General features: G+C 64.5%; 22 protein-coding genes and 1 rRNA gene. 8 read left to right on the top strand and 15 right to left on the bottom strand.

Going from position 1 to position 23,442, the window contains the following annotated elements:
• Positions 1-189 precede the first annotated feature (189 nt).
• Positions 190-864 (bottom strand): GntR family transcriptional regulator, encoded by a 675-nt coding sequence (locus tag R3P95_RS20395; protein WP_317549263.1) that lies wholly within the window; start codon positions 862-864, stop codon positions 190-192.
• Positions 865-1,063: 199 nt separating this feature from the next.
• Between R3P95_RS20395 and R3P95_RS20390 the strand changes: the two genes are divergently transcribed.
• Together R3P95_RS20390 and R3P95_RS20385 are read left to right on the top strand one after the other, a co-directional pair.
• A complete protein-coding gene (locus tag R3P95_RS20390) occupies positions 1,064-2,482 on the top strand; it encodes an MFS transporter (protein ID WP_094639858.1) in 1,419 nt (472 codons plus the stop codon).
• A gap of 3 nt (positions 2,483-2,485) precedes the next feature.
• Positions 2,486-3,151: an aspartate/glutamate racemase family protein gene (locus tag R3P95_RS20385; RefSeq protein ID WP_317549262.1), complete on the top strand. Its 666-nt coding sequence runs from the start codon at positions 2,486-2,488 to the stop codon at positions 3,149-3,151.
• A 1-nt stretch (position 3,152) separates the two neighbouring features.
• Here R3P95_RS20385 and R3P95_RS20380 read toward each other — a convergent pair whose 3' ends face one another.
• The 10 genes from R3P95_RS20380 to R3P95_RS20335 form a co-directional block, all read right to left on the bottom strand.
• Complete coding sequence (locus tag R3P95_RS20380; protein WP_317549261.1) at positions 3,153-3,779, bottom strand: SRPBCC family protein; 627 nt, start codon at positions 3,777-3,779, stop codon at positions 3,153-3,155.
• Positions 3,776-4,279 carry a (2Fe-2S)-binding protein gene (locus R3P95_RS20375; protein ID WP_317549260.1) on the bottom strand — a complete coding sequence of 168 codons (504 nt, stop codon included), beginning with the start codon at positions 4,277-4,279 and terminating at the stop codon, positions 3,776-3,778. Before R3P95_RS20375 ends, R3P95_RS20380 begins: the two co-directional genes overlap by 4 nt.
• Positions 4,276-6,642, bottom strand: coding sequence for a xanthine dehydrogenase family protein molybdopterin-binding subunit (locus R3P95_RS20370; protein WP_317549259.1), 2,367 nt, complete (start codon positions 6,640-6,642; stop codon positions 4,276-4,278). The genes R3P95_RS20375 and R3P95_RS20370 overlap by 4 nt, the downstream gene beginning before the upstream one ends.
• The gene (locus R3P95_RS20365) at positions 6,639-7,490 is read right to left on the bottom strand and encodes an FAD binding domain-containing protein (protein WP_317549258.1); all 852 of its coding nucleotides are present in this window, start codon (positions 7,488-7,490) and stop codon (positions 6,639-6,641) included. The genes R3P95_RS20370 and R3P95_RS20365 overlap by 4 nt, the downstream gene beginning before the upstream one ends.
• On the bottom strand, positions 7,490-8,920 hold the full coding sequence (locus R3P95_RS20360) for an MFS transporter (RefSeq protein WP_317549257.1): 1,431 nt from the start codon (positions 8,918-8,920) through the stop codon (positions 7,490-7,492). The genes R3P95_RS20365 and R3P95_RS20360 overlap by 1 nt, the downstream gene beginning before the upstream one ends.
• The gene (locus R3P95_RS20355) at positions 8,917-10,176 is read right to left on the bottom strand and encodes an FAD-dependent monooxygenase (protein ID WP_068051148.1); all 1,260 of its coding nucleotides are present in this window, start codon (positions 10,174-10,176) and stop codon (positions 8,917-8,919) included. Before R3P95_RS20355 ends, R3P95_RS20360 begins: the two co-directional genes overlap by 4 nt.
• A gap of 1 nt (position 10,177) precedes the next feature.
• Positions 10,178-11,209: a hypothetical protein gene (locus R3P95_RS20350; RefSeq protein WP_283347516.1), complete on the bottom strand. Its 1,032-nt coding sequence runs from the start codon at positions 11,207-11,209 to the stop codon at positions 10,178-10,180.
• Entirely contained in the window at positions 11,187-12,080 is an 894-nt protein-coding gene (locus R3P95_RS20345; protein WP_317533743.1) for a carbon-nitrogen hydrolase family protein, read from the bottom strand. Before R3P95_RS20345 ends, R3P95_RS20350 begins: the two co-directional genes overlap by 23 nt.
• Positions 12,077-12,709, bottom strand: coding sequence for a flavin reductase family protein (locus tag R3P95_RS20340; protein WP_317533744.1), 633 nt, complete (start codon positions 12,707-12,709; stop codon positions 12,077-12,079). Before R3P95_RS20340 ends, R3P95_RS20345 begins: the two co-directional genes overlap by 4 nt.
• A gap of 159 nt (positions 12,710-12,868) precedes the next feature.
• The gene (locus tag R3P95_RS20335; protein ID WP_317549256.1) at positions 12,869-13,903 is read right to left on the bottom strand and encodes a formamidase; all 1,035 of its coding nucleotides are present in this window, start codon (positions 13,901-13,903) and stop codon (positions 12,869-12,871) included.
• A gap of 112 nt (positions 13,904-14,015) precedes the next feature.
• Between R3P95_RS20335 and R3P95_RS20330 the strand changes: the two genes are divergently transcribed.
• The 3 genes from R3P95_RS20330 (at position 14,016) to R3P95_RS20320 (ending at position 17,828) form a co-directional block, all read left to right on the top strand.
• Entirely contained in the window at positions 14,016-15,068 is a 1,053-nt protein-coding gene (locus R3P95_RS20330) for a LacI family DNA-binding transcriptional regulator (RefSeq protein WP_094639850.1), read from the top strand.
• A 186-nt stretch (positions 15,069-15,254) separates the two neighbouring features.
• Positions 15,255-17,006, top strand: coding sequence for a pyruvate dehydrogenase (locus R3P95_RS20325; protein WP_317549255.1), 1,752 nt, complete (start codon positions 15,255-15,257; stop codon positions 17,004-17,006).
• 117 nt (positions 17,007-17,123) lie between these two features.
• Positions 17,124-17,828, top strand: a complete 705-nt coding sequence (locus tag R3P95_RS20320) for a TerD family protein (protein ID WP_068051137.1) — start codon at positions 17,124-17,126, stop codon at positions 17,826-17,828.
• Here the strand turns inward: R3P95_RS20320 and R3P95_RS20315 are convergent, their stop codons facing one another.
• Complete coding sequence (locus R3P95_RS20315) at positions 17,829-18,896, bottom strand: DNA polymerase IV (RefSeq protein ID WP_317533748.1); 1,068 nt, start codon at positions 18,894-18,896, stop codon at positions 17,829-17,831. It lies immediately after the preceding gene.
• Between the two features lie 34 nt (positions 18,897-18,930).
• Here R3P95_RS20315 and R3P95_RS20310 point away from each other — a divergent pair, with 34 nt between their 5' ends.
• Positions 18,931-19,359, top strand: a complete 429-nt coding sequence (locus tag R3P95_RS20310; protein WP_317549254.1) for a DoxX family protein — start codon at positions 18,931-18,933, stop codon at positions 19,357-19,359.
• On the opposite strand, the gene R3P95_RS20305 is transcribed toward R3P95_RS20310, so the two are convergent.
• Positions 19,353-20,345 carry an isopenicillin N synthase family dioxygenase gene (locus R3P95_RS20305; RefSeq protein ID WP_317549253.1) on the bottom strand — a complete coding sequence of 331 codons (993 nt, stop codon included), beginning with the start codon at positions 20,343-20,345 and terminating at the stop codon, positions 19,353-19,355. The genes R3P95_RS20310 and R3P95_RS20305 overlap by 7 nt on opposite strands.
• Before the next feature lie 87 nt (positions 20,346-20,432).
• On the opposite strand from R3P95_RS20305, the gene R3P95_RS20300 reads away from it, so the two are divergent.
• Together R3P95_RS20300 and R3P95_RS20295 are read left to right on the top strand one after the other, a co-directional pair.
• Positions 20,433-21,101: an SIMPL domain-containing protein gene (locus R3P95_RS20300; RefSeq protein ID WP_317549252.1), complete on the top strand. Its 669-nt coding sequence runs from the start codon at positions 20,433-20,435 to the stop codon at positions 21,099-21,101.
• A 23-nt stretch (positions 21,102-21,124) separates the two neighbouring features.
• Positions 21,125-21,874: a YqjF family protein gene (locus tag R3P95_RS20295; RefSeq protein WP_283347500.1), complete on the top strand. Its 750-nt coding sequence runs from the start codon at positions 21,125-21,127 to the stop codon at positions 21,872-21,874.
• On the opposite strand, the gene R3P95_RS20290 is transcribed toward R3P95_RS20295, so the two are convergent.
• Both R3P95_RS20290 and rrf read right to left on the bottom strand, forming a co-directional pair.
• Complete coding sequence (locus R3P95_RS20290) at positions 21,853-22,470, bottom strand: DUF6188 family protein (protein WP_317549251.1); 618 nt, start codon at positions 22,468-22,470, stop codon at positions 21,853-21,855. The genes R3P95_RS20295 and R3P95_RS20290 overlap by 22 nt on opposite strands.
• A 687-nt stretch (positions 22,471-23,157) precedes the next feature.
• Positions 23,158-23,274: ribosomal RNA gene (gene rrf, locus R3P95_RS20285) — 5S ribosomal RNA — on the bottom strand.
• Between the last annotated feature and the right edge of the window lie 168 nt (positions 23,275-23,442).

The raw sequence follows: 23,442 nt of genomic DNA, 5'->3' as shown, positions 1-23,442 counted from the left end.
TAGCGACGCCCGGTGAATCGGCGTCATCGGGTTTGACGCGAGTGTGCCCCGATCGGTTCCCTCCGGCCGCTTCGAGAAACGTTCATGGGCATCACGGTGATGAGCACCGCCCGGTCATCGCCCAGTCACCGCCCATCGGACCTACCGCGGCAGGACTGCCTGCGGCGCGGTGAGTACGGCGGACTCGGCTCAGTGCTGTGGGTCGTAGCCCGGAACTTGCGCCAGAGTCTCGAACGTTCGCGCTCGACCCCATTCCACGTGCGCGAACGCAACAGCGGCAGCCAATTCCGTGTCCCCCTTGGCGATGGCGTCGACGAGGGAGACATGCTCCCCGTGTCGTAGCGACGGATCCCGTTCGAGATTGGCCATGTTGAGTCGATTGCTGCGCTCGCGCAACGGTTCCATGATGACCGGGAACAGCCGGTTGGCCGACAATGCCTCGATCCCCGAGTGCACCCCCGAGCTCGCGTGATGGAATTCGAGCAGATCACCCCGTTCGAGGGCTGCACCTGCACGGGACACGGCGTCGACCAACGACGACGAGTCCGCGCCCGCCGCCACAGCGGACGCTGCCCGGCGAGCAACGAGCGGCTCGAGCGCGGACCTGATGTCGTACAACTCGTCGACGGAACTTCTGGTCACTCCTGTCACCACGGCAGGGCGTCGCGGCGACAGCGTCACCAACCCTGCTGCTTCGAGCAACGGAAGCGCCTCGCGAATCGGGACCCTCGACACTTGCAACTCGGTTCCCAGATTGCGCTCGCTCAGCGTTTCACCAGGCCGGAGGCGGCCGTCGAGGATGCGTGTTCTGATCGCGTCGAACACCGATCGCGACAGCGATTCGCGACCTTCCGTGGATGCCATGATGCTTGTATACCAGCGAACTGTAGGTATACCGCGCATCCGCCAGCGTCATCGGCAAGCTTTGTCCAACGAAGAGCTAGACAGCAAGAGCCAGGTGAGAGGACCTGGAAACACAAGCGTTACCGCCGAGAAACCATTCGCGGCCCAATGCTCCGTAAATTCTCCGTTGTTGGTATACCACTTAGCGAGAGGCACTGGGATGAGCGTCCCGACCAGGAACGAGAAGCCGTCACCGATCGACCCACCGCCCGAGGCCGGCAGCCTCAGTGAACAGATCGAGGCGTCGTACTCGAAGATCGGCCTCACCACAGCGCACTTCGGCATCGTCGCCATGGTCCTGTTCGGTGTGTTCTTCGATGCCATCGAACAGAATGCCGTCGGCATCACCGGACCGCTCCTGCGTGAATCCTGGGGCCTCGGCGGAACCGAGATCGGACTGCTGAACACCGCGACGTTCACCGCCGTCGCACTCGGGCGCATCCTGGCCGGAGCCGTGATGGACCGATTCGGTCGTCGAACCCTCCTCGGTGCAAACCTCCTCGTCTTCGCATTCGGCTCGCTACTGTGCGCATTCGCACCCAACTACGAGGTGCTGGTGGGCGCTCGATTCCTGGTCGGGCTCGGACTCGGCGGTGAGATCGCCGTAGCGGTGATCATGCTCTCCGAGTTCTTCTCCGCCAAGCATCGCGGTACTGCGGTCGGCATGATCAACGTCGCGGCCGCAGGTCTGGGCAACATGCTCGCCCCTCTGTTCGGGGTCATCGTCTTCGCGATCTTCACCGGTGACGACCGCTGGCGTTGGCTGTTCGGTCTGCTGGTGCTACCCGCACTCGCGGTCGTGTTCTATCGACGCTCGCTTCCGGAAACACCTCGCTTCCTCGCGGCGACAGGCCGGGTGGCCGAGGCCAACACCGTCATCAACCGCCTGGCACAGGGCAAGCTTCGCGGCACCCTCGACTCCGAGGTTCAGTACTTGAACGTCGACACCACGGTCGATGATCACGCCGCACCGCGCGCACGGTGGACGGAGATGTTCGGGCAGCGTTACCGCAGAAGCACTCTCGCCCTCGGCATTGCCGTCTGCATGTCCTACGCAGCACAGATCTCGATGCTCACGCTGATCCCAGTCATCCTGACCGAGCGGGGAATGTCGATCTCGAGTGCGCTCTGGTACACCCTCGTGATGCAGTCCGGGTCGTTGATCGGCGCGCTGACCGCCGCACTCATCGCTCGCAAACTCCCCCGCAAGGTGACGCTGACCGGTGGCGCTGTGCTCGGTATCGTCGCCGGGCTCGGATTCGGCTTCTTCGCAACGTCCATCGGGCTCGTACTGTTCTTCGGTGCCCTGTTCAACTTCTCGGTCATCATCCTCAACACGACGATCTGGCTGTTCGCACCCGAGCAGTACCCCACACGAATCCGTGGCCTCGCGACCTCGGTGATCCTGGCGTTGGGCTCCCTCTCCGGCGGACTGTTCCCGCTCATCGCCGGAGCCGTACTGGACTCGTCCGGCGTGGGTGCCATGTTCGCGATGCTGGCCGGCCTCTTCATCGTGTGCGGAATTGCCGTGCAGTTCCCGAAAGAGACCTTCGGACAACCCATGCCGGAAGATGGCTGAGCAGTGAAGATTCTCGTGATCAACCCCAACTCGAACACTGCAACGACGCAGCTGCTCGTCGACGTCGCGCGGCGTTGGCTCCACGACACAGAATTCACCGTCGTCGGGGTCACCGCGGGTACCGGACCGGCGATGATCACCGGCACCGAACAGTTGCGTGCTGCCGGACCGGATGTCGTAACCGCGGCTCTCGACGCGATCGAGCACCATGGCCCGGCAGCGGTGATCGTCGGCGCGTTCGGTGATCCCGGTGCCGCCGAACTCCGAACCCTCGTCGACATTCCGGTCGTCGGGATCGGCGAGGCAGGAATCCTTCACGCTGCACGAGGTGGTCGGCGCTTCGCGATCGCCACCACCACAGCCGATCTCGCCGCCCAACTCGATGCACTGACCCGTGCCACCGTGCCCGACGGCGATTTCGCGGGTGTGTTCCTCACCGCGTCAGCACCGTTGGTCCTGGCCGAGGACCTCGCATCGAGCATTGTCGAACTGGGAGCAGCGGTCGATGCAGCAGTCGCCGCCGGAGCGAGCGCGGTCGTCATCGGCGGCGGACCGTTGAGCGACTCGGCCCGGCGGCTGGCGCTGCGCACCGACGTGGACGTCATCGAGCCGGTTCCGAGTGCCGTTGCGATGGTCGTCGACAGAATCTCGTACGCGGTACGCAGCTGAACTATCGGCGTCCGAAGGCCCTGGACACCAGCCAGCCCTCGACCATTCCCGCGAGGAAGATGCCCGCGATCGGTCCGTACTTGCGCACCGGTTCGGGCATCAGGCTCATCGCGTTCAGTTCGCCGCCGACCGGACTCGCAACAGCAGTTCTCACACCTGCCGGTGCGGTCGGCTCGGCCGGAGCCGAACCGCTCAGCAGCGCACCGAGATTGACGGCGAACTGTTGCAGCACCTTGTTCGACACCGCCACGATCGCGCCCTTGCCGAACGAGACGATCTTTCCGCTGATCACCAGGTCGGTGTTCAGGGTCAACCGCGAACGGTCGCCGATCGCCTCGACCGCCAGATCGACCTGGGCCTCGGCGTCGCCGTTGCCGTGCGAGTCCGCCCCCTTCGCTTCGAGTGTGAGCGTGCGGGTCTCCGCGTCGACCTCGAGGAACCTGATCGTGCCGGCGTACGACGCACTGATCGGGCCCACTTTGACCTTCACTCCGCCGAGGTAGGTCTCGCCGTCCTTACCGGTGATGGCCGCCCCCGGTACGCAGGTCGCGACCTTCTCGACGTCGTTGATCAGCCGGAACACGTCCTCGGCGGACGCGTCGATATCGAGTGTATTGGTCAGTATCACTTGGGAACTCCGTTCACACAGCCGGCGCAGCGGCGCTGCTCGGCGCACGAGTCGATGGCCTCGACGATGGTCTGGTACCCGGTACAGCGGCAGTAGTTCGACGCCACCACCTCGCGGATCTGTTCCTTGGTGGCATCGGGGTTGTCGGCCAGGTAGCCCTCGGCCAGCATCAGAAATCCCGGTGTGCAGAACCCGCACTGCAGGCCGTGGTGATCCGCGAAGGCCTGCTGCAGGTCGTTCAATTCACCGTCGATGCCAAGTGATTCGACGGTCTCGATGGCCGAGTTCTCCACCTGCGCTGCGAATGTCAGGCACGCGCGAGCCGGCTTGCCGTCGATCAGCACGGTGCAAGCTCCGCACACGCCGTGTTCGCAGCCGACATGGGTTCCGGTGAGCTGCAGATCGTGCCGCAGTACGTCGACCAGGGTGCGGCGTGGTTCGGTGATCACCTCACGGACGGTGCCGTTGACGTTCAGTTCGATCAGTTGCTTGTTGCTCATGGCCTGCCCTTCGCCAGTGCTGCCTGTACTGCCACGGGGGTGATCGGTGTGTCGTTCAGTTCGACTCCGGTGGAGCGCAATCCGTCGTTGACGGCGTTGAGCACAGCGGCGGGTGCACCGATCGTTCCGCCCTCACCGGCTCCCTTGGCTCCGGATTCGGTGAACAGGCAGGGAGTTTCGAGGTGGTGAATCTCGATGTCCGGGATCTCGCAGGCAGTCGGCACCTTGTAGTCGATGAAGCTGGCACACAGTGGATTTCCGTGATCGTCGTACGACACCTGCTCGAACAACGCCCCGGCGATGCCCTGGGCGATCCCACCCCGGCACTGGCCCTCGACGATCTTGGGGTTGATCGCGACGCCGCAGTCCTCGACGCACACGTACTTCAGGATCTCCACTCGTCCGGTGCCCTCGTGCAACTCGACCACAACGCCGTGGGTGGCGTTGGAGAAGGTGCCGTCGTTGAACACGTCGAAGCTTGCCGTCGCGGACAATCCGGGTTCCACGCCCTTCGGCAGCAGTTGCGCCTTCAGATACGCGACGTCGGCGATGTCCCGGTAGGTGACGTACTTCGAGTGGTCGTCGCGCTGACGTACGCGCCCCGATGCCAACTGGACGTTGTCGTCGCGAGTCTCCAGCAGGTGCGCTGCGATCTCACAGAGTTTGTCTCCCAGCTTGTTCGACGCCAACGCCACCGCACTGCCGCCGATGGTGATGGAGCGAGAGGCGAACGAGCCGAAGCCGTAGGTGATCCGATCGGTGTCGCCCTGCACGATCTTGACCTGTTCGACGCCGATGCCGAGGCGATCGGCGACGATCTGCGCCATCGTGGTCTCGTGGCTCTGCCCGTGGCTCATCGTTCCGGTGGTCACGACGACCGTGCCGGAGGTGTCCATCCTGACCTCCGAAATGTCGAACCCGGGCACCACGTTCATCTTGCGCGCCGCGAATGCGCTGCTGCCGTAGCCGGTTCGCTCGCTGAAGCACGAGTATCCGATGCCGATGTGCCGGCCTTCGGCGGTTGCCCGGTCCTGGAGGTCGTGCCAACCGCCGTCACGGAGGGTCTGCTCGCACAGGTTCAGCGCCTCGAGGTACGAGCCCGGGTCGTAGGTGATGTTGTTGACGCCCGTGTACGGGAAAGCGGTGATGACGTTGCGTCGCCTGATCTCCACCGCATCGAGCTGCAGTTCGCGAGCTGCTCGCTCGAAGAGTCGCTCCATCACCATGACGTACTGCGGCCGGGACACGCCGCGGTACGGCGCGGTCGGTGCCTTGTTGCTGAACACCGAGCGTCCTCGAACCCGGTACGCCGGAACCTGGTACACCCCCGGCATTTCGGCCGAAGCCATGAGCGGCTCGATGCCCGCGGTGAAGGGGTAGCACGAGTACGCACCCATGTCGCACACGACATCTGCGTCGAGGCCGAGAATGTGCCCCTCGGAATCGAACGCTGCCCGCACGTCGTACTGCTGTTCGCGCGCCAGGAACGACGCCGTCAGTGCGTCCTTGCGGTCCTCGATCCATTTGATGGGACGGCGGAACTTCAACGCTGCTGCGGCGACGGCGATCTCCTCGCGACCGACGACGCACTTCTGCCCGAACCCACCGCCCATGTCGGGAACCACGACGCGCACCTGGCGCTCGTCGAGCCCGAGGCAGAGCGCGGTGACCGTCCGAACCTGGTGTGGCACCTGCGTACAGATGTAGATGATCAACTGCTCGTCGCGGTCGTCCCAGTACGCGATGCATCCACGGGTCTCGAGTGGAAGCGCGTTCTGGCGGCCGGTTCTGGATTGCACCGACACCACGGTGTGCGCGTTGTCGAAGATGTCGTCGATGCCGTCGGTGGCGAACATCTGCACGTCCACGACGGTGTTGTTCGGAACCGAATCGTGAACCAGCGGCACGCCCTCGGACATGGCCTGGTCTGCGGAGGTGACGGCGGTGACGGTCCGGTACGAGACTCGTGCCGCTTCGAGCCCGTCCTCGACGCTGTAGGCATCGGCGGCGACGACGATGGCCAGCGGCTCACCGACGTAGCGCACCATGTCGTGCGCCAGCACGGGCATGTCGGTGGGCACGAATTCGCTGAGCGGACGCGACAATTCGGCGCGGATCGGCTGCAGGTCCAGGTCCGCCGCGGTGAAGACGCCGCGCACCCCTTCGACTCCGGCGACATCACCGACGTCGAGACCGGTGATCGATCCGGCCGCGACGGTGCTGCGGACGAACTGAGCGTGCAACATCCCCGGCATCGCGATGTCGTCGACGAATCTACCTCGGCCGGTGAGCAACCGCGGATCCTCGCGGCGTGCGACCGAGGTTCCGACGAATTTCGGCGTGAGAACCTGATCGACGCTCATGTGGGCACCCCCTGAGATACCAGTGCGTCGCTGCACGCTTCGGCGACCAACGTGCGCACCAGGGTGCGGCGGTACTCGGCGGTGACCATGCCCTCGTCCTCCAGTTCCAGTGATTCGGCTGCGGCGTTCGCACAGTCTGCGAAGGTCCCGCCTGCGGCCAGGACGGCTTCCCCAGCCGGCGATCGCACGGGAGTTGCTCCCACTCCCGCGAGGGCAACCCGCCCGCCGACCACGGCCACGCCGTCGAGATCGAGGGACACGGCCGCGCCGACGATCGCGAAATCTCCCTGCCGCTCGGCGTATTCGGTGACCGCAGCGTGCGGTGCCGGGTTCGGGAACACGATCTCGACGATCATCTCGTCGAACGCGAGATCGGTGGAGTAGTACCCGAAGAAGAACGAGTCCGCCTCGACGGTTCGCCGCCCCCGCACGCTCTCGACGACGATGCGGGCGTCGAGCAGGATGGCCAACAAGCACCATTCCGCGGTGGCGTCCGCATGGGCGATGCTGCCCCCGACGGTCCCGCGGGTACGGATCGGGTAGTGCCCCACCCACCGCATGGCCTCGCGAAGGACACCGAAATCCGTTCCCACGTCGCCGCATTCGACGTCGTGGTGGGTGGTGAGCGCTCCGATGTGCAAGCCGTCGGATTCTCGGCGGATGTACTGCAGAGTGTTCAACCCACCCACGTCGACCAGGTGCCCGGGCCGGGCGAGGCGGAAGTTCATCATGGCGACCAGGGACTGGCCTCCGGCGATGATTTTCGCGTCCTCGCCCAGCTCGGACAGCAGCCGCACTGCACCCGAGACATCGCGCGCCCGGTGGTAGTCGAACTGTGCGGGCTTCATCAGACCCGAGCCTCGCCTGCGACTACCTCGGTGGGTTCGTCGACGAGGGTGTCGAGTTCGCGTCCCTTGGTCTCGGGTGCGAAGTACGCCATCCAGATCACTGCGAACAACACGAACGCGGTGACGATGCCGAAGGTCAACGGCAGACCGAGGATCGGCCACATGACGGAGCCGAACAACAGCGGCGCGAAGCCGGTTGCGACCCGGCTGACCGAGGACGCGTAGCCGAATCCCGAGGCGCGGATGTTGGTGGGGTACAACTCCGAGACGTAGCAGTACAGGACCGGGATGGTCAGCTGAATGACGAATCCGAAGATGCCGAGCCAGATCAGCGCAGCCGACTGGATGTCGAGCATGACGGCGAACATGACCAGCGCGCTACCCGCGATCGGGCCGGACAGTCCGATGACCCACTTGCGTCCGAAGATCTCCACGATGAATGCGGACGTGAGCACACCGACGATGCCGACTCCGGTCATGAGCGTCGTACCGGCGAAGGCTGCGAACTCTCCGTAGCCCTCGGCGCGGAGGATGGACGGCATCCAGCTCAGCGCTGCGTAGTAGAGCAGCATGATGGACACGAACAGCATCCAGGCTGCGGCGGTGATGCGCGGGCTGTAGCGCCACACCGACTTCAGCTGCGTCAGTGCAGCTTTCATACCGCCCGGCCCCTTCGGCGCGGTATCGGCAACGATGACGTACTCGACTGCCTCGGATCCGGTACGGGTCACCATGTCGTCGATGACGGCGCGGGCCTCGACCTCACGGCCGACCTTGGCGAGGTAGATCGGTGACTCGGGGATACCGCGTCGAACCCAGAACAGCAGCAGCGCAGGCAGAACCATGAACAGCAGCATGTAGCGCCAGCGAACGTCGCCGTCGATCGGGACGAGCAGCGTGGCGACGACGCCGCAGATGGTGGCACCGATCGGCCACCAGACATCCATGGCGGAGAGAATCTTGCCGCGAATGCGACGCGGTGAGAATTCGCTGACCAACGCGTAGTCCACCGGTATGCAGCCACCGAGACCGAACCCGGCGAGGAACCGCAGAATGATGAAGATCTCGAAGCTCGGCGCGAACGCTCCGAGGACCGAGAACAGCGCAAAGATCAACAGCGTCAACGAGAAAGCGCGTTTCCGTCCGACTCGGTCGGCGATCGTGCCCCACACGACGGCCCCGACGGCCATGCCGATCAGGTTGCCGGTGGCGACCAGACCGCGCTCGGCTTGGGACAGGTCCCAGTAGCTTCCGAGCAGCGGGGTCAAGAATCCGTTCAGTGCCACGTCCCAGGCGTCGAACATGTAGCCCAGCCCACCGATGATGAAGATCTTGCCCTGCACACCCCATTTCCAGGGGAGTTCCTGTACTACCTGATCACCAGTCTTCATCGCAGCCTCCGGCGCGGTGTTGTGGTCCGAGGTCGTCATCGGACGAACGAGTAATGGAATTTCTCGTCGTCGCTGTCGTCGAGCGGGGTACCGCTCCACAGCCAGTCGTACGAGATGTCGGATTCCCCATCGAACGACGCCAGTGTCGCGTCCCGCTTCTGCTGCTCGGGTCCATCGGGTATGTGATAAAAAGTCTTGTTCTGCAGGCTCGCGTCCTGCACCATCCGCGCGTGCCTGGCCCGCCGAAACACGTAGCGCGCCAACGCCTCGTCGATCCCGCTCGGGGTGACCTTCGCGAGCTCCTCGGCCAGCACTGCCGCGTCTTCCATGGCCTGCGAGGCCCCCTGCGCCTGATACGGCAGCATGGCATGACAGGCATCGCCCAGCAGCGCAACGCGGCCGTCGGTCCACCGTGGGTCGGGCCTGCGGTAGTAGAGCGCCTGGCACAGCACGTTCTCGTCGGCTTTGGAGAGCATCGCGTGGGCGCGATCGTCCCAATCCGGGAATGTCCCCATCAGTTCCTCGGGCCCGACGAGCCGTGGTCCACCGTCGCGGACCTCGTCGGTACACGGAGCCAGCGCAACGACATTGAGGTATTCGCCGTTACGGATCATGTAGTGCACCAGGTGCCGGTCCGGTCCGTACCAGATGGTGCTCTGGTATCGGTCGACGAGCCAGCGAGTGGCCGGATCCTTGACGATGCGATCACCCGGAATGAGTGCGCGATAGGCCATTTCGCCGGAAAACACGAGCGTATCGGGTAGACCGATGAGATCGCGCACCGTCGAGCGAATTCCGTCGGCTCCGATGAGCAGGTCCGATTCGTAGCGCTTACCGGTTCCGGTGACCGCGACAGGCCGCGTCGGATTCTTTCGATCGACCTCGACGACCTTCGCGTCGGTCTCGAACACCACCATCGGGCCCGGGCCGTCGGGGTCGAGACACTGCGCGTGGATGGCAGAGTGCAGGTCTGCGCGGTGATAGTGCCAGTACGGGGCGTTGAACGTCTTCTTGCAGTACTCGCCGAGCGCGGTGAGCGCGATGACCTTGCCGTTCTCCCAGCGCCTTCGCACCTGATCCATCGGCTCGGTCTTGATCGCTTCGAGCTTCTCGCGCATCCCGAGGGCGATGAGGATACGGCTGGCGTTGGGAGCGGTCTGAATTCCCGCGCCCACCTCGCCCAGCTCGGCAGCGGCCTCGAGTACCGTCACCTGAATTCCTCTGTGCCGCAGCGAGAGCGCCGCGGTCAGACCGCCCAGGCCACCGCCTGCGATCACTACTTCGATCGGTGCCATGTCAGCTCTCCACCAATCGACCCTCGGTGACGACATCGATGCCGTCGATGGACACGGTGCAGGCGCGCATTCCGATGTCGAGGTGTGCGTAGGAGTCTCGGCCGAGTACGGGGTGTGGGCCGGTGGACCACAGGAAGCTGCCGGCGAACGCGCGGGCGTCCATGCCCATGATGTCGTCCTTGCCGTACATCGCGGCCGCGAACCAGTCGCCGGTCTTCATCAGTCCCCAGCCCATGTGGGACAGGTAGCGCGCCCACTTGTCGTTGGAGTCGGCGAAGAACATGTTGAGCAGCGCCGCCTCGCCGCCGCCGGTGACCTCGTCGATGTGACCGTTGGTGACCGTCAGCGTCGTCTCGTCTCGGACGTACTCCTTGAACGGCAACAAGATGTCGCCCTCGGACAGCACGATCTTTCCGTTGGAGATCTCCGGCCAGCACAGCACCATCGTCGACGGCCAATGATCCCAGCGGCCCTTGTCGTCGGCGAAGCCCACCTGGAACTCGGGCTGCGAATTGCTCAGTTGCACGGTGAGATCGGTGCCGGCCTCGTTGGTGATGCGCATGGTCGAACCGTTGCGGATCAGGTCGACACCGGCCTGTACTCGCTCCTTGTCGCCGTCCTGGGGCATGTTGCGGATCAACACGTCCGGGGCGTCGCAGACGAAGATGATGCGCGTTCCGGCGGCCAGGATCTCCTGCTGGATGGGCGCGTGGATGAAGCCTTCACTGGTGAGGTCGACCACGAGGTCCGCGCCCTTGAGCATGTCCTGAGCCACCGAACTGTTCATGACCGACACCAGGCCGGGGCCTGCCCCGGTGTGGGTGCTCGGCATCGGCGCCGGACTACCGCCGGGGACCGTTGCCGCGAGCACCTGGGCACCCAGGCTCTGGGCCGCACCGAAGGCAGCCGAGATGTAATCACCGCGGCTCGACGGTTCCGCGAGAATCACCACCTGCTCTCCGGGCTGAACTTTGCACAGCTCGAGCTGACGGGTGAATGCGCGCAACAGATCAGCTGATCGCAGATCGAACATCTCGGTTCCTCTCGTGATCGTTCTCGGTCGTCCGTGTCTCGGTGATACCGCCCAGTAGGGCAAGGTCTTTCAGATAGGGCACTTCGTCGCGTGCGTCGAGCATCTCGCGTCGAGTCACTGTGGCCGATACCGATCCGACGCCCTCGTCCATCTCGACGATGGTGCGCCCCTGCGGTCCGACGATGACGCTGTGGCCCGCGAACCGTGGGCCGTCGCCGGCCTGTCCGGTGAGTCCGGCGGCCGCGACTACGACGCCGTTCTCGAGTGCACGGGACCGGGTGAGTAGCTTCCACACGTGCAGGCGAACGTGCCCGAATGCGGACGGCACGGCGATGACATCGGCTCCTCGCTGGACCAGATCGCGGACCGTCTCGGGAAAGCCTGCCTCGTAGCAGATCACGACGCCGATGGTGCCGAACGGAGTGCTGACCAGCAGTCCGCTCTCCGCGCCAGGAGTGAACACCGATTTCTCTCGGTCCCAGAGAAAACGCTTGTGTCCCACAGCCAGCAGGCCGTCCGGACCCACGACGAGCGAGCTGTCGAAGACGACTCCTGCGGAGTCACGAAACACGATGGCCGTCACCAGAACCGTGTCGGTATCGGCAGCGAGCTCACCGAGCGCGATCGATGTACGACCGGGTACCGACTCGGCCATCGAATCGAGGTCGTCGAGATCGTAACCGCTGGCGAACAATTCGGGTAGGACGATCAGCTTGGACCCGGCGGCGGCGAGCGTACGCACTTCTGCGGCCACTGCATCGATGTTCTGCTGCCAGGCACCGGTCCGCGAACCGGTCTGCACCACAGCGATATCGAACGTGTCGACCACCGGCTGGGTGTCGACGCCGCGCAGGCGGGCCGACGTGGTCATTGCGCCACCCGGTTCATGTCGGTGGTGTAGAACGGGCCGGCCAACCTGCCGAGGAATCGGTGTTGGAGTGTGTCGACATGCAGGTCGGTGGTGAGCAACCCGGGCCTGCTGGTCACCGTCGTCACGGTCCCGAGTACCAGGGTGTCCGAGCCGAGCGCAATTTCCTGCAACGTTCGGCATTCGAGCGAGACCAGGGATTCGAGGACCGACGGAGCCGAGACCGACACCGACGGCACCGCGGTCATCTGCGAGAGCTCGAACTCGTCGATCTCCGCATCGACGGTGGCGAAACTCGCGGTCACCGCATCCACGGTGTCGGCGGACGGAATGTTGACGACGAATTCGCCGGTGTCGCGAATGTTGACCAACGTGTCCTTGAGCTCTCCGGGGGACCCGATGCGCTCGCCGATGGAGATCATCAGCGTCGCCGGATTGCGCGAGGCGACGTTGAAGAAGCTGAACGGTGCCAGGTTGCGAACGCCGTCGCCGGAGACGGTCGAGATCCACGCGATCGGACGAGGTTGCACCGCGCAGGACAGCAGTTTGTACACATCCCCCGAAGACATCGAATCGATGTCGTGGCGGGTGCGATCCGTGAGCTCCAGAGAGTCGCCTACCTGGGAAGTCATCGAAACGAGCCTTCTTTCGCTTGCTGTGCAAACGGTCGTGCAACCGATTGCGTTGCACTGACGATAGAGGGGTTTCGAGATCGATGTCGAGCTTTGAGCGACAAATCCGGAACCAATTAATGGCACCGTTACACGGGCACCGGCCGCGTAACCTCCGCCTTACTCGCCGCGCAGACCGGCCCGCGCCGAATCGGTTGCACTGTCGGGTCTACGCGGGGGCCCGTACCCCTCCGACGTCCCGTCGACGATGCGCACCTCGTCCTCCCACGGCAGTCGATAGGTTCCGTCGGCCAGGTCGCGAACGTAGGTGTACGGGCAGTCCTGCGCGCCACCGGCCAGGGCAGTGAACCCGCGATGCCCCAGTTGATAGATATTGTTCTCCACTCCCCACTCCCGACGTGCCGCATCGGCCCTGGCCGGTTCGATCGACACGGTCACCACTCGATCGGGTGTCGAATCGCCGCGCTCGACGATGGTTCCTTCGTAGTCGCACACCATCGCCTCGCCCATCGACGGGATGCCGTTGCCGTCCTCCCCCGCCAGACACACCGATGCCGTGTACGCCAAATTGTGAAAGGCATTGGCCTCGTTGGTGATACGCCAGGACTGCCGCAGCGGAAACTTGTACCCGGCCGTACGCAGCAGCACGTTCGCACCGCGGTAGCTCGCCTCCCTGGCGACTTCGGGGAACATCCCGTCATGACAGATCAACAACGACAGAACGGAACCCTTGGGCCCCGGGCAGACCGGCAGACCCATATCGCCTGGCTCCCAGGGCTCCTTGGGCGTCCAGGGATGGAGTTTGCGGACGTACAGGGCTACGTCGCCTCGGTCGTCGACGATGATTCCGGAGTTGAACGGCGCCCCGCCCGGGTTGCGTTCCATGATGCTGAAACACCCCCACACCTTCGACTCGCGGCACGCGGCGCGCAGTCGCTCCACCTGCGGACCGTCCATATCGCACATCACCTCGTCGGATGCCCACGAGGACTTGCGTAAGCCGTGCAGCGAATACTCCGGGAACACCACGAGATCCAGGGCCGAGAATCCAGCCTTCGCCTCACGCAACTGCCTGCACACGCGGTCGGTCGTCGCATCCACGTCGGCCATGCTGGTGATCAGCGGAACCTGCTGTTGAACCAGGCCGAGCGTGAGCGACGTCGGCGATGGATTGAGACCACCCAAACCTGTCATCGAATGTCCGTTCCTCGAGAGCAACTTGTTGCGCAAACGATTGCGCACGGTGCTAGCTTAGGGGTCATCAGGGGTCGGGGCAGCGCCGACGGAGGATCGAGGGGAACCGCCAGTGGACAGCACTACGTCGGGAAGCGTCACGCTCAAAACGGTCGCAGCTGCTGCGGGAGTGCATGTCTCGACCGTTTCCCGTGCTCTACGACGCGTCGCGCTCGACCCGGCCGGTGCCAGCGCCGGAGATCTGCGATTGTTCGAGCTGGCCCGCGAGATGGAGTACGTCCCCAACCCCAACGCGGCGAGCTTGACCACCAAGAAGTCCACGGCGTTCGGAGTACTCGTCCCGCGATTGACCGACGTGGTGCTCTCGGCGATGTACGACGCCATCGAGGAAACAGCGAACCGTGCCGGGTACGAGACCTTCGTCGCCAACACCCACGACGATCCGATTCAGCAGCGTCGACGCATCGATCTGTTGCTCGGCCGCAACGTCGACGGCCTCATCTTCGGTGACGCTCGCCTCGACAGCGAGAACCTCGAGGACCTCCACCGCCGAGGAATCAAGTTCGTGCTCATCAGCCGTAGATACCCGGGGATGACCTCGGTGACGTGCGACGACCATCGGGGCGGTTACCTCGCCGGTGAGCACTTGGCCAGGCTCGGCCACACCCGAGTGGGGATCGTATCCGGACCGGCGTGGGCCAGCACCGGAATCGACCGATCGGAGGGCTGCCGAGCTGCCCTCCGCGATGCAGGCATCGACGTTCCGGACGAGTACGTGAGGGAGGAAGGCTTCGATCCCGAGGCCGGGAGACGTGGGGCCACAGCACTTCTGGCGTTACCGACACCTCCGACCGCGATCTTCGCGACCAACGACTTCAGCGCCATCGGAGTCCTCGGTGTCCTGCGCGAAGCGCAGTTGCAGCCGGGACGCGACATTGCCGTCGTCGGGTACAACGACATCTCGATCTGCAGCGAACTGACGGTGCCCTTGACGACAATTCACAGTCCGCACCGCGAAATCGGCACACGCGCAGCCGAAATGCTGCTGGCCGTCACCCACGGGCTGCCGGTGTCCTCGGTGGCACTCACACCGACGCTGGTCGTCCGCGACTCCACGGTCCCGGGGCGAACTGCACCGACACAGTTCTCGCCGGTCCGCGGGTAACTGCAGTCATCGGTGGGCGTAGTGCGACGTGACGGAGATCGCCACGGGGCTCGACCAGCGCTTTCCTCGTGACGGCCCCCACCGACGTGCACTTCCATGTTTGGCAGACCCTCGGTCCAGGGAAGGCATCGAGAAGACGCAGCCGAGGCACATCGGTGCGTCACCGAATTTTGAGGAGACAGTGACATGCCCACCACAGTGGCCGACCAACTCGTTCGAGGACTCGTCGACGCCGGCGTTCAGCGCATCTACGGCATCGTCGGCGACAGTCTCAATCCTGTGGTCGACGCGGTGCGCCGCACCGGCGGATCGGCCAAGGGTGGTATGGACTGGATTCATGTCCGACACGAGGAGGCAGCGGCGTTCGCTGCTTCGGCCGACGCGCAGACCACCGGCACGTTGGCCGTCTGCGCCGGCTCCTGCGGGCCCGGGAACCTGCATCTGATCAACGGCCTATACGACGCACACCGTTCCGGCGCACCGGTTCTGGCGATCGCGTCGCACATTCCCAGCAGCGAGATCGGCTCGGGCTACTTCCAGGAAACGCACCCCGACCGCCTCTTCGGTGAATGCTCGCTCTACAACGAATTCGTCTCCACTGCCGACCAGGCTCCCCGGGTGTTCCGCGCGGCGATCAACGCCTCCATCACCGGCGGCGGGGTGTCGGTCGTGACACTCCCCGGAGACATCGCCGAGCTGTCGGCGTCCGGCACGATGGATCCCATTGCCGTTCCGTCCACACCGGTCGTCACACCGCCTGCGGCGGACATCCAGAAGCTGGCCGACGCCATCAACAACGCCGAAAAGGTTGCCATCTTTGCAGGCTACGGCGTCAAGGGTGCCCACGACGAAGTGGTCGCGTTCGCCGACACGATCGGCGCTCCCGTCGGACATTCGTTGCGCGGCAAGGAGTTCATCCAGTACGACAACCCGTACGACGTCGGAATGACGGGCTTGCTCGGGTACGGTGCAGCCCATGCGGGTATCCACGACGCAGACCTGCTCATCCTGCTCGGCACCGATTTTCCGTACCAGCAGTTCCTGCCGGAGGACGTCACCACCGCACAGATAGATATCGATCCGACGAAGCTCGGACGCCGAACCTCGGTGCAGTACCCGATTCACGGTGATGTTCTCGCGACGTTGAATGCGTTGCAGCCGTTGGTCACTCGCAAGACCGACCGCCGGTACGTGGAGAAGTGGGTGGACAAGCACAACGACCTCATGGGCAAGACGATCGGCGCATACACCCGCAACGCCGAGAAGCTCGTTCCCATCCACCCCGAATACGCCGCGTCGGTGCTCGACGACCTCGCTGCCGACGACGCGGTGTTCACCACGGACACCGGCATGTGCAACGTGTGGACCGCGCGCTACATCAACCCCACCGGCAGAAGGGCCTTCGTCGCGTCGATGCTGCACGGTTCCATGGCCAATGCCTTGCCGCACGCTATCGGCGCGCAGTTCGCCAACCCGGGCCGCCAGGTCGTCTCCATCTCCGGCGACGGCGGGTTCTCGATGCTGCTCTCCGAACTCCTGACCGTCGCGATGTACAAGCTGCCCGTCAAGATCGTGCTGTTCGACAATTCCACGCTCGGCATGGTCAAGGCCGAGATGCTCGTCGACGGTCTGCCCGACTTCGGCGTCGACGTGCCGCAGGTCGATTACACCGGCATCGCTGCCGCCGCCGGCATCCACGCACAACGCGTCGAACAGCCCGGTGACATTCGCAGCGCACTCGAAACCGCTTTTGCGGTCGACGGTCCGGCGCTGGTTCAGCTGATCACCGACCCGATGGCGCTGTCGGTGCCCCCGACCATCACCGGGGAGCAGATCAAGGGATTCGCGCTCGCGATGAGCAAGGTCGTGCTCAACGGTGGCGTCGGCGAGGCAGTCCGGATGGCCAAGTCGAATCTGCGCAACGTGCCACGGCCGTAGCAACGTCTCGTACGCAGCGGTGCGATCATCGAGGTGATCGGGCGGGCAGTTATTGTCGACACACCGCCCAAACCGGACACCTCGATCCGGTAACCGACCGTTCCGGAAGGCACAACCATGGCCATCGACTACACCCGCAAGCCCTCGACCGGGCAGAACCCAGCGCAGCAAAGCGGAGCTCCCGTCAGCCTGAGCAAAGTGACGCTGTCCAAGGCGTCACCGACGATCAGCCTCACCAAGTCCGGTGAGAAGCAGGGTTCGATGCGGGTGAACCTTAATTGGTCGACCGGCGCACCCGCGGCACAGCCGAAGAAGAAGGGCTTCCTGGCCAAGCTGGCCGCGGCGTCGTACGGCTCCGGCGGTGTCGATCTCGACCTCGGCTGCCTCTACGAACTGCGCGACGGTTCCAAAGGCGTCGTCCAGGCACTCGGAAACAGCTTCGGTTCACTGCAGGATGCCCCGTTCATCGCGCTCGACGGTGACGATCGCTCCGGTTCGGTCAGCGGCGGCGAGAACATGCACATCAACCTTGCCCATCCCGAGAAGTTCGCTCGAATCCTGATCTTCGCGATGATCTACGACGGCGCACCGAACTGGGCCGCAGTGGACGGAGTGGTGACGCTCTACCCCACCAGCGGACCGCAGGTAGAGGTACGCCTCGACTCTGCCGAGAACTCCGCGCGAATCTGCTCGATCGCGTTGTTGGAGAACACCTCTGCGGGCATTACCGTCACCCGCGAGGTCGAGTACATCCAGGGGAGCCAGGCCGATCTCGACAAGAAGTACGGCTGGGGACTGCGCTGGGCGGCGGGCCGCAAGTAGTCAGAGAGGTTGCGGCGGAATCATTTCCAGCCGGACGCCGATCAATCGAACCTCTCTCGTGTGGTCGAGGCGATCGACGAGCGCCACCGCAGCAGAGGTCAGAATCTCCGGATCGAAGGTCGGCGCGCCGACGATCGGTGCGCTGACGGTATGCGTCTCGAACGGCGCGTAGCGAATCTTCAGTGCAGCTCGAACTGCCGGCCGGTTCTCGGCCTCGATGTCGGCCAACACCTTCGACGTCAAACCGGCCACCTCGTCTCGGATGACCGCCCAGTCGGCGACGTTGGTCTGGAACGTGATCTCATGACTGTGCGACCGTGCAACCCACGGCTCGGACGTCACCGGTGCGAGGTCGATGCCTCGTCCTTTCGTACCGAGCCACGGACCGATCTTCGGCCCGAACGCGGCGGCGAGGTCCGCGTCCTCGGCATCGGCAAGTTCTCGGACTGTCGAGATGCCGAGGGCGGCCAGCCTCTTCGAGATCTTCTTGCCGATCCCCCACAACGCATCGGTACTGCGATCGCCCATCACCTCGAACCAGTTGTCCTGTGTGAGCCGGTAGACGCCCTGCGGCTTGTCGAAATCGGTGGCGATCTTGGCTCGTAACTTGTTGTCCCCGATACCGACCGAGCAATGCAACCCCGTCGCGTCGAAGACAGCGTCGTGCACTGTCTTCGCTACCCCCTCGGGGTCATCGGTCTCGACACCGAGAAAAGCCTCGTCCCAACCGATCACCTCGACGACGAATCCCAACGTCCGCAGAGTGTCCATCACCATCGCCGACGCCTCGTCGTACGCCGGCTTGTCCACGGGGAGGAAGACGGCGTCGGGAATCTTCTTCGCGGCGACGCGCAGTGGCATTCCGGATCCGACGCCCTTCGCACGCGCCTCGTAGGAGGCGGTCGAGACCACCCCACGCTCGGTGGGATCTCCCCTGCCGCCGACCACCACTGCCTTGCCCGCCAGATCCGGATTGCGGAGCACTTCCACGGCAGCGATGAACTGATCGAGGTCGACGTGCAGTACCCATCGGTGCCGCGCTGAGTCGGTCGGTGTACTCCCGGTCATAGTGCTCAGTCTGCCCGTGGTGTCTCATGACGCCATGACGAAATCGATATCTCGCACCATCGGGCGAGTAGTACTGGGAGCGTTCCTAGTCTTCGCCGGCCTCAGTCATCTCTTCTGGGCGCGCGAGACGTTCGCAGCGCAGGTTCCCGAGTGGGTGCCGCTGAGCACCGACTTCGTCGTACTGGCATCGGGCGTCGTGGAGATCGTGCTCGGCTTGGCACTGCTGTTCTGGACGGCTCGCGCGCCGCTCGTGGGTTGGGTGGTCGCAGCGTTCTTCGTCGCGGTCTTCCCCGGCAACATCTCACAGTTCCTCACGCACACCGATGCGTTCGGCCTCGACTCCGACACTGCGCGAGGAATCCGATTGCTGTTCCAGCCCCTGCTGATCCTCTGGGCACTGTGGTGCACCGGGGCATGGGCGCAGTACCGACAGTCACGAGATGTACGCAGCAGGAGTCAGTAGGTCGACCGTTGCTCTGCTGGAGCAATGCCGTGGTGCAACTGCGCCACGTCAGGGTGCGCTCGTGTTCGAGACTTCCACGCGTTTTCGCCGTAGGTGCGGTAGATGGGGTTGTCGGGATCGTTCTCGACGCCTCGTGAATGCAGCGCCAACTCCGGTGGCAGTTCGATGACAGGTACGACGGCATCGAGGGCGGGGCTCAGGAAGTGTGGCACGGAGACTCGATCGGTGCCGGGCCCGGGCGCGACCACCCGATGCCGCGTCGCCCGTAGATAGCCGCCGGTCGCCACTTCCAACAGCTCGCCGATGTTGACGATGAACGCCCCGTCCAGTGGCGGCACATCGATCCATGTGTCGGGTGTCGTCTCCACCTGCAGCCCGGTCGAGTCCGGCTCGACGAGCAGCAGCGTCAACACCCCGGAGTCTTTGTGCGCACCGACGCCCTGCGAATGATCGGGAGTGCCCGGGTAACGCACGACCTTCATCAGTGTCGCGGGCGCGGTGGCGAAAGCGTCGTCGAACACGTTCTCGGGCGCCCCCAGGGAATGTGCCCAATGCCGAAGCAGCCGGAGTCCGAGACCCGACACCGTCCGTTCCCACCGCTCGAACGTCTCTCTGAATCCTGCGGGCTGCGAAGGCCAGAGATTGGGGCCCTGAAGATTCCAGTAGCCCGCCGCACCCTCGATCGCCGGACGTTCGGGCCCGATGTCGATCTGCTCCCGCCAATCCACCCGGCCGTTGGTCAGCTCGCCACCCACCCGCGAGTAGCCACGAAAGTGCGGGCTCTTCAGCTGACTCATCTCGTCCTTGACATCGTCCGACACAGCGAAGAACTCACGCGCGAGACGCAGCACCTCGTGCATTCGTTCGTTCTCGATCCCGTGTCCGACAAGATAGAAGAATCCGTGCCCGTGAGCTGCTTCGCGCAGCGACAGCTCGAACGTGCGGGGGTCGTCGTCGGCCATACCGAGATCGAGAACGGGAAGCATGCTCGCAATTGTCCTCCCCACCTGACGCGTCGGCCAGCACTGTTGAGGTTCGGTGAATATCGGCGGGTGAATGCCAGACTGGACGCCATGAGCCCTGAAGCACTCGACATCACCGTCGTCGGTCACGGCGCAGCGACCTACCCGCCCGAACAGTGCACACTCTCGCTCACCGTTCGCACCGACGGCCGCACGGCGGAGTCCGCGTCCGAACCCGCTCAGCAACTCGTCCGGGAGCTCACCAGACTGGTCGAGCCGCTCTACAACAGCGACGGCGGACCGATCGATCGTTGGTCGGTGGACCAGGTGCGCCACTCGCGCCACCGCCCGTTCAACAACGACGGAGAACAACTCCCTTACGTCTACCAAGCCGAGGCGTCGGTGGAGGTGCAGTTCAGCCAACTCGATCTGGTGGACGCGTTCGTCTACGCAGCCTCTGCACTGGAGGGCGTGTCGATCGACCACTTCGACTGGGACCTCACCGAATCCAGCAGAACCGCTCGTACTCTCGCGGTCCGAGAACTCGCTGTGCGCGACGCCGTCTCCAAGGCCGAGGCCTACGCATCGAGCCTGGGCCGTACGGGCGTGCACGCTGTCGCGATAGCCGACCCGGGCCTGCTTCCTGGGACCGCCGAACATGGTGCAGCGGAGCCCTCCGCGCGCATGTTCGCCGCGCAGTCGTCCCCTGCCGGATTCGCACTCAAACCCGAGAACATCACGATCTCAGCGAGCGTGCACGCCCGGTTCACGGCCTCCTGACGCGTCGCGCCTAGGCTCGAATCATGAATCGAGACGATGCCCGACGCCTCTGGCCGCGGCCGCCGCTGCTGCCTCGTCCGATCCTGATGGATCAGCGCTGGGAACGGCTCGTCTTTCTGCATTGGCGAGTTCCGAGTTCGGCCGTCGCCCCGCTGTTGCCTCGCGGATGCACGCCCGACGAATTCGACGGCTCGTCGTGGGTCGGGCTGATCGGCTTCCACATGGTCGGTGCCGGCCTCGGTTACCGTCACCCCGTTCCGTACTTCGGCACGTTCGGTGAGATCAACGTGCGCCTGTACTCGATCGACGCGGAAGGTCGACGCGGCGTCGTGTTCCGATCCCTCGAGGCATCCAGACTCGCAGTCGTTCTGGGCACCAACGCCGCTCGCATTCCCTATCGCTGGTCGTCGATCGACATAGACGACGACACGACGACAATCGGCTATCGAAGTCGGAGACTCGCTCCCCCGCGTCGCGGTGCCACAACGGACTTCGGAATCGTCCGAGGAACTCGCGATATGTCCGAGGACGCACTCGCGGTCTTCCTCACCGCGCGATGGGGCTTGCACACATCGTTGGCAGGGCGATTGCTCTACGTACCGAACGTGCACCGACACTGGCAGCTGGTCGATGCTCAACTCACCCACTGCTCCGACGAGCTCGTCGCTGCGGCAGGCCTACCCGATGTCAGTACCCGGCCACCCGACTCGGTGCTGTACTCCCCCGGTGTAGAAACTCAGTTCGGCAAGCCCTACACCGTGCGCGGCCGGTAGAAGATAACGTGCCCCGAGGATAGTTCGACGACCCAATCTCCCTCTGTGGCAGCACCGTCCGAGTGGGAGCTCGACGTCACACTCTCCCGCAGTACGAGATACCCGGCGTCGAGCGCGAGGTCGAACAACAGCTTCGTGCCGTCGGAGAATTCGACGGCAGGATCGTCGCCGGTCGAGAGTCGGACCACAGAGGCACCGATCGAAGGAAGCCTTTCGACGGTCGGGGTCTCCGCCTTCGGGTGCTCGGGTGCGGGCCACGATTCGACGGCCCCTCCCGGTCCACACAACACGGTCGAACCGTCCACCGCGGTGTACTCCCAGGATTCGACTTCGTCTCGCGGGGCGGCCACCACCCTTTGCCTGCCCTCGAACGTCAGACGGAGAACACCGGATTCGTCGTAGTCTGCGTCCTCGCATACAAGACCGTGCAGTGTTGCGAAAGCTCGTAGACCCTCGAACTGATTGTCTTCATCGACAGTGAGGCCATCGATCACTACCTCACTGAAGGCAATGCTGGCACCGTTGTCGAACTCGATACTCAGATCGAAATCGAGCAGAACTCTGCTGACACGGCGCTGTTCGACGGGGAGTTTCATCGACAACGACTGTGCCACAGAATCTCGTCGACACCCACAAAGCCTCGCCGGGGAGAGGATGTTGGACCCGGCGGCGAGCGAATGCGCGCGCGTTCGTCGGGTGCGCGGGAAATGGTGAGTGGTCGGGGCGCGATTGTGCGCGCGGATGGCGAATGCGCGCGCGTCTGCGCCGGGACCACCATCGTAGGCAGCTCGGGGGCGACAGTGTGGAGCCGGCACCCGGGTCCAAACCCTGATCGTCGCGAATGCGCGCGCGTTCGTCGGGTGCGCGGGGAATGGTGAGTGGTCGGGGCGCGATTCCGCGCGCGGATAGCGAACGCGCGCGTGTGTGTGTCGGAGGGGGTGGGGGCTGGGCGGCTGGGGTGCCGGCCAGCTCGGGGGTCCGTCAGCGTGCGAGCCGGCCACCCGGGTCCAGGCCCGGTTCGTCGCGAGTGCGCGCGCGTTCGTCGGGTGCGCGGGAATTGGTGTCTGGTCGGGGCGCGATTGTGCGCGCGGACGGCGAACGCGCGCGCGTCTGCGCCCGTGTGCACAGTCCGCGGTCGCGTGGTCTGTCCGCCCGCCGAGGTCAGGCCCGGATCGTGGCGGGTGCGCGCGTTCGTCGGATGCTCGTGGATAGTTTGTGGTGTGGGTGGTTTCGAAATGCAGAATGGCCCTCGACCGTGGTCGGGGGCCATTCTGGAATGTTGTGTTCGGCGGTGTCCTACTCTCCCACACCCTGTCGAGTGCAGTACCATCGGCGCTGGAGGGCTTAGCTTCCGGGTTCGGAATGGGACCGGGCGTTTCCCCTCCGCTATGGCCGCCGTAACTCTGCGAAACAAAGTCACACGGAACATCAGCGGTGCCACCTGATCAAGATCGGTGACGTACTGGTTCATTCAATTGTGTTGTGCTGAAACGTGTGTTGTTTCAGATATTGCACAGTGGACGCGTAGCTTCTTTGTGGTAAGTCCTCGGCCTATTAGTACCAGTCAC

It is taken from the genome of Rhodococcus cercidiphylli, from assembly GCF_033042225.1.
In the GTDB taxonomy this organism is placed as follows: domain Bacteria; phylum Actinomycetota; class Actinomycetes; order Mycobacteriales; family Mycobacteriaceae; genus Rhodococcoides.
This window is presented reverse-complemented; position numbering and strand designations above follow the sequence as displayed.